At 67.6% G+C, this 5,169-nt stretch carries 5 protein-coding genes; 1 reads left to right on the top strand and 4 read right to left on the bottom strand.

Annotated features, from left to right (window positions below):
- The 4 genes from mrdA to H0U68_RS16680 form a co-directional block, all read right to left on the bottom strand.
- Window positions 1–1,990 (bottom strand): penicillin-binding protein 2 (gene mrdA, locus H0U68_RS16695; protein WP_296357589.1); only part of this gene is annotated, 1,990 nt, incomplete at its 3' end.
- A gap of 14 nt (window positions 1,991–2,004) precedes the next feature.
- A complete protein-coding gene (gene mreD / locus H0U68_RS16690; protein WP_296357587.1) occupies window positions 2,005–2,523 on the bottom strand; it encodes a rod shape-determining protein MreD in 519 nt (172 codons plus the stop codon).
- On the bottom strand, window positions 2,520–3,455 hold the full coding sequence (gene mreC, locus H0U68_RS16685) for a rod shape-determining protein MreC (RefSeq protein ID WP_296357585.1): 936 nt from the start codon (window positions 3,453–3,455) through the stop codon (window positions 2,520–2,522). The genes mreD and mreC overlap by 4 nt, the downstream gene beginning before the upstream one ends.
- A 48-nt stretch (window positions 3,456–3,503) precedes the next feature.
- Entirely contained in the window at window positions 3,504–4,547 is a 1,044-nt protein-coding gene (locus tag H0U68_RS16680) for a rod shape-determining protein (RefSeq protein WP_296357583.1), read from the bottom strand.
- A gap of 148 nt (window positions 4,548–4,695) precedes the next feature.
- Here H0U68_RS16680 and gatC point away from each other — a divergent pair, with 148 nt between their 5' ends.
- Window positions 4,696–4,995: an Asp-tRNA(Asn)/Glu-tRNA(Gln) amidotransferase subunit GatC gene (gatC, locus tag H0U68_RS16675; protein WP_296357581.1), complete on the top strand. Its 300-nt coding sequence runs from the start codon at window positions 4,696–4,698 to the stop codon at window positions 4,993–4,995.
- Window positions 4,996–5,169: the final 174 nt, after the last annotated feature.

The following is a 5,169-nucleotide window of genomic DNA, read 5'->3' as shown; positions in this document are numbered from 1 at the left end:
AGGCCGGCGTGGCGGGAATGTTCGCCGCGCCTGGCGAGCCGGCCGGCGGCCAGGCCGCTTCGGCGGCGCTGCGCTGCTTGCCGATCGGCGTGGTGGCCTTGCCCTGCCGCACCGCGGCCAGGTCTTCCTCGCTGGGGTAGAGGCCCTGCAGCCAGTAGTCGAACACGCGGCGCGCGATCGGCGCGGCGTTGGCGGCGCCGAAGCCGGCGTTCTCCACCACCATGGCCACCGCGATCTTCGGGTCCTCGGCCGGCGCGTAGGCGATGTAGAGCGCGTGGTCGCGGTGCCGCTCGTCCATCTGCGAGGCGTTGTACTTCGCGTTCTGGGCGATGGCGATCACCTGGGCCGTGCCGGTCTTGCCGCCGCTGGTGTAGGGCGCGCCCCGGAACGCCGCGGCCGAGGTGCCTTCGATGTTCACGCCGACCATCGCCTTGCGGACCACCGCCACGTTCTCCGGCTTGGCGTGCCACTTGTCGCCTTCCTGCGGCTCGATGCGCTTGCCCTGCCTGGTGACGGTGTCGATGATCTCGGTGACCAGGTGCGGCTTCAGCCGGATGCCGTTGTTGGCCAGCGTGCTCATGGCGTTGGCCAGCTGCAGGATGGTGTAGCTGTTGTAGCCCTGGCCGATGCCCAGCGAGATGGTTTCGCCGGCGTACCACTTCTGCTGCTCGGCCTTCTTGTAGGCGGCGCGCTTCCACTTGGTGGACGGCAGCAGCCCCTTAGCCTCGCCCGCGATGTCGATGCCGGTGATGGTGCCGAAGCCGAAGTGCGCCATCTGCTCGGCCATGAGGTCCACGCCCATGTCGTTGGCCAGCATGTAGTAGTAGGTGTCGCACGACTGCACGATCGACTTGTACATGTCCACCGAACCGTGGCCGCCTTCCTTGTCGTCGCGGAACTTGTGGTTGCCGAACCAGAAGAAGCCGGGGTCCGAGATGGACTGCTCGGGCCGGCGCTTGCCGGTCTCCAGCGCGGCCAGCGCCATGAACGGCTTGTAGGTGGAGCCGGGCGGATAGGTGCCGCGCAGCGCGCGGTTGAGCAGCGGCTTGTCGATAGATTCGTTGAGCAGCGCCCAGTTCTCCTGGTCGATGCCGTCCACGAACAGGTTGGGGTCGAAGGTGGGCTTGCTCACGAAGGAGAGCACCTCGCCGGTCTTCGGGTCCAGCGCGACCACGGCGCCGCGCCGGTCGCCGTACAGGTCCTCGATGAGCTTTTGCATCTTGATGTCGATGGACAGCTTCACCGTCTGCCCGGCCGTGGGCGGGCTGCTGGCCAGCTTGCGCACCGCGCGGCCGCCCGCCGAGGTTTCCACCTGCTCGACGCCCGTGACGCCGTGCAGCTGCGACTCGTAGCTGTGCTCCACGCCCAGCTTGCCGATGTACTCGGTGCCGCGGTAGTTGGCCTGGTCCTCCTCCGGCCATTCCTCGATCTGCTTTTTCTCGGTCTGGTTGACGCGTCCGATGTAGCCGATCACGTGGCTGGCCAGCTCGCCCCACGGATAGTTGCGAAACAGCCGCGCCTTGATGTCCACGCCCGGAAAGCGGAAGTGCTGCGCCGCGAACTTGGCGACCTCCTCGTCGGTGAGCTTGGTGCGCACCGGAAGCGAATCGACGCTCTTGGACTCGTCCAGCAGCTTCTTGAAGCGGCGCTTGTCGCGCCCGCTGATTTCCACCACCTCGCCCAGCTCATCCACCAGCTTGTCCAGCGGGCGGTCGATGCGCGCGGGCGTGATCTCCAGCGTGTAGGCCGAGTAATTGGTGGCCAGCACGATGCCGTTGCGGTCCAGGATCAGCCCGCGGTTGGGCACGATCGGGACGATGGCGGTGCGGTTGTTCTCGGCCTGCTCCTGCAGGTCCTCGTGCTTGAACACCTGCAGCCAGACCAGGCGCGAGGCCAGCAGCACGAAGCACACCAGCACCAGGATGCTGGCGGCCAGCACCCGCAGCCGGAAACGCGACAGGTCGAACTCGACGTTGCGCAGTTCAGTCATGTCACCGCTTGACCTCAAAGGGGCCTATTTTCGTCGGGATCGTGCGCCCTGCGCTGCGGTGCCAGCAGCAGCACGCTGACGACGGGCCAAAGTGTGGCTTCCAGCACGGGCGCCAGTGCCGCGATGGGGCCGGGGAAGATGCCGCCGCCCAGCATGCGGATACCCAGCTCGATGGCATGCGCCGCGGCGAACAGGGGCAGCACCTGCACCGCCTGCGAGGGCACGGAAAACCACAGCAGCCGGCGGTGCACGGTGATGGCGAAATAGCTGAGCGCGGTATAGGCCAGCGCGTGCTGGCCCAGCAGGGCGGTCTGGTGCACGTCCATCGCCAGGCCGAAGATGAAGGCCGCGATGATGCCCACCCGCAGCGGCTGGTGCACGCTCCAGAACACCAGCACGATAGCCAGCAGGTCGGGCATCCAGGCGATGCGGCCGAGCGGCAGCATGTTGAGCAGCAGCGCCGCCAGCAGCGTGCCCCAGATGAAGACCGGGTTGGCCGGCAGCAGCAGCGGCTGCCCGGGACGCATGATCATGGCTTGGCCGCTCCCCGGGCATCGAAGCGCCCGCGCTTGACCGGCGCGTCTTCCGGCGCCGGCCGGTTGGGGATCTTCACCTCGGATGGGCGCAGCACCATCACGTAGCGCGCGCCTTCCACCAGGCCCTGCGGCTTGAGCACGATGCGGGCGAACGCCGAGTCGGGCCGGCGCTCGACCTTTTCGATCTTGGCCACCGGCAGGCTGGGCGGATAGACCCCGTCCACGCCGCTGGTGGTGAGCAGGTCGCCCGGCTGGACGTCGGCGTTGGAGGCCATGAAACGCAGCTCCATGGCGCCGGCATGGGCCGAGGCGTCGCCGTAGGCCACGCCGCGCGCGCCGGTGCGGGTGTTGAGCACGGGAATCGACTGGTCGCGGTCGGACACCAGGGTGACCTCGCTGATCAGCGGGTGCACCCGCGTCACCTGGCCGATCACGCCCGCCTCGTCGATCACCGGCGAGCCGATGGCGATGTCCTGCGCGAGGCCCTTGTCGATGATCACCTTGCGGGTGTAGGGGTCGGCGGCGTCGTACAGCACCTCGGCCGCCTGGGCCGTCTCGGGCACGCGCGCTCGTAGCGCCAGGATCTTGCGCAGCTGCTCGTTTTCCAGCGTCAGCAGTTCGACCTGGTTGGCCCGCAGCGACTGGGCGGCCAGCTTGCGGCGCGCATCTTCCTCGCTGCGCTGGGCAGTGGTGAGCGACTGGAAATAATCGGTGCCCAGGCGCGCCAGCAGCACCGGGCGCACCGCCAGCCATTGCAGCGGGTACAGCACGGCGCCGACGCCGGCGCGCACCGGCTGGGTGATCTTGAAGCGCGCGTCCGCCACCATCAGGAACAGCGCGAGCGCGCTGCACACCATCAGCTTGGAAACGGCCGACGGCCCCTGCTTGAAGAAGGGCGGCGGCGTACGGTCGAGGGTCCCTAACGGCATGACCTGGATTGTCGCCCGACCTCCCGGTGAACGGGGCCCGCGCGGCGCTTATTCGCTGGTGAAGATGCTGCCCAGGCGTTCCATGCGCTCCAGCGCGATGCCGCAGCCGCGCACCACGCAGGTCAGCGGGTCTTCGGCCACCAGCACCGGCAGGCCGGTTTCCTCGGCCAGCAGGCGATCGAGGTCGCGCAGCAGTGCGCCGCCGCCGGTCAGCATCATGCCGCGCTCGGCGATGTCGGCGCCCAGTTCGGGCGGGGTCTGTTCCAGTGCGTTCTTCACGGCCGAAACAATGTTGTTCAGCGGGTCGGTCAGCGCTTCCAGGATCTCGTTGGAGCTGATGGTGAAGCTGCGCGGCACGCCCTCGGAGAGGTTGCGGCCCTTGACTTCCATCTCCTTGACTTCGCTGCCGGGGAAGGCCGAGCCGATTTCCTTCTTGATGGCTTCGGCCGTGGGCTCGCCGATCAGCATGCCGTAGTTGCGGCGGATGTAGCTGATGATGGCTTCGTCGAACTTGTCGCCGCCCACCCGCACGCTGCCCTTGTAGACCATGCCGCCCAGCGAGATCACGCCGACCTCGGTGGTGCCGCCGCCGATATCGACCACCATGGAGCCCGAAGCCTCGGACACCGGCAGGCCGGCGCCGATGGCCGCGGCCATGGGTTCCTCGATCAGGTACACCTCGGAGGCGCCGGCGCCCAGGGCGGATTCGCGGATGGCGCGCCGCTCGACCTGGGTGGAGCCGCAGGGCACGCAGATGATGATGCGCGGGCTCGGCTTGAAGATGCCGCGCGGATGCACCATCTTGATGAACTGCTTGAGCATCTGCTCGGTGACGGTGAAGTCGGCGATCACGCCGTCCTTCATCGGGCGGATGGCCTCGATGTTGCCCGGCACTTTGCCCAGCATGGCCTTGGCTTCGTGGCCGACGGCCTGGATGGTCTTCTTGCCCTGCGGCCCGCCCTCGTGGCGGATGGCAACGACCGAAGGTTCGTCCAGGACGATGCCCTTGTCGCGCACGAAAATCAGGGTGTTGGCCGTGCCCAGGTCGATCGCCAGGTCGGTGGACAGGTAGCGTCGGAAAGCTCCGAACATGGGGGGAATCCTCGTCTTTTTCTGTGAAATCGGCCGCGTGCGCGGCCGATACACCAAAGGCGGGATAATACCCGATCCCCCGTCGAAAACCGGGCCGTTTCGGCCCTGAAAGTCCTGTTGACGCGCGTTTTGCGCGACCGCCGACCCCATGTCCCTGACCGCACAAGACATCAGCCGCATTGCCAACCTGGCCCGGCTCGAACTGCGCGCCGACGAGAGCGAGCGCATGCTGGCCCAGATCAACGGCTTCTTCGACATCGTGGAGCAGATGCGCGCGGTGGACACCACCGGCGTGGAGCCGCTCACGCACCCGGTGGCCGCCATCCAGGACATCCAGCTGCGCCTGCGCGACGATACCGTGTCGGAGTTCAATGTGCGCGAAGCCAACCAGCGCAGCGCTCCCGCCGTGGAACGCGGCCTGTTTTTGGTGCCGAAGGTGATCGAATGAGCGGCGAACTGCACGACCTGACCGTGGCAGAGTTGGCGCGGGCCTTGTGTTCCAGGCAAACGTCGGCGGTGGAAGTGGCCGAGCACTTCACCGCGCGGCTGATGGAAAAAGAACAGCGGGCCGGCGGCCTGGGTGCTTTCCTGGCGACCAACCTGGAGGCCACCCGCGCCCAGG

Origin of the sequence: Ramlibacter sp., from assembly GCF_013697775.1 — a bacterium.
GTDB lineage: Bacteria > Pseudomonadota > Gammaproteobacteria > Burkholderiales > Burkholderiaceae_C > Ramlibacter.
This window is presented reverse-complemented; position numbering and strand designations above follow the sequence as displayed.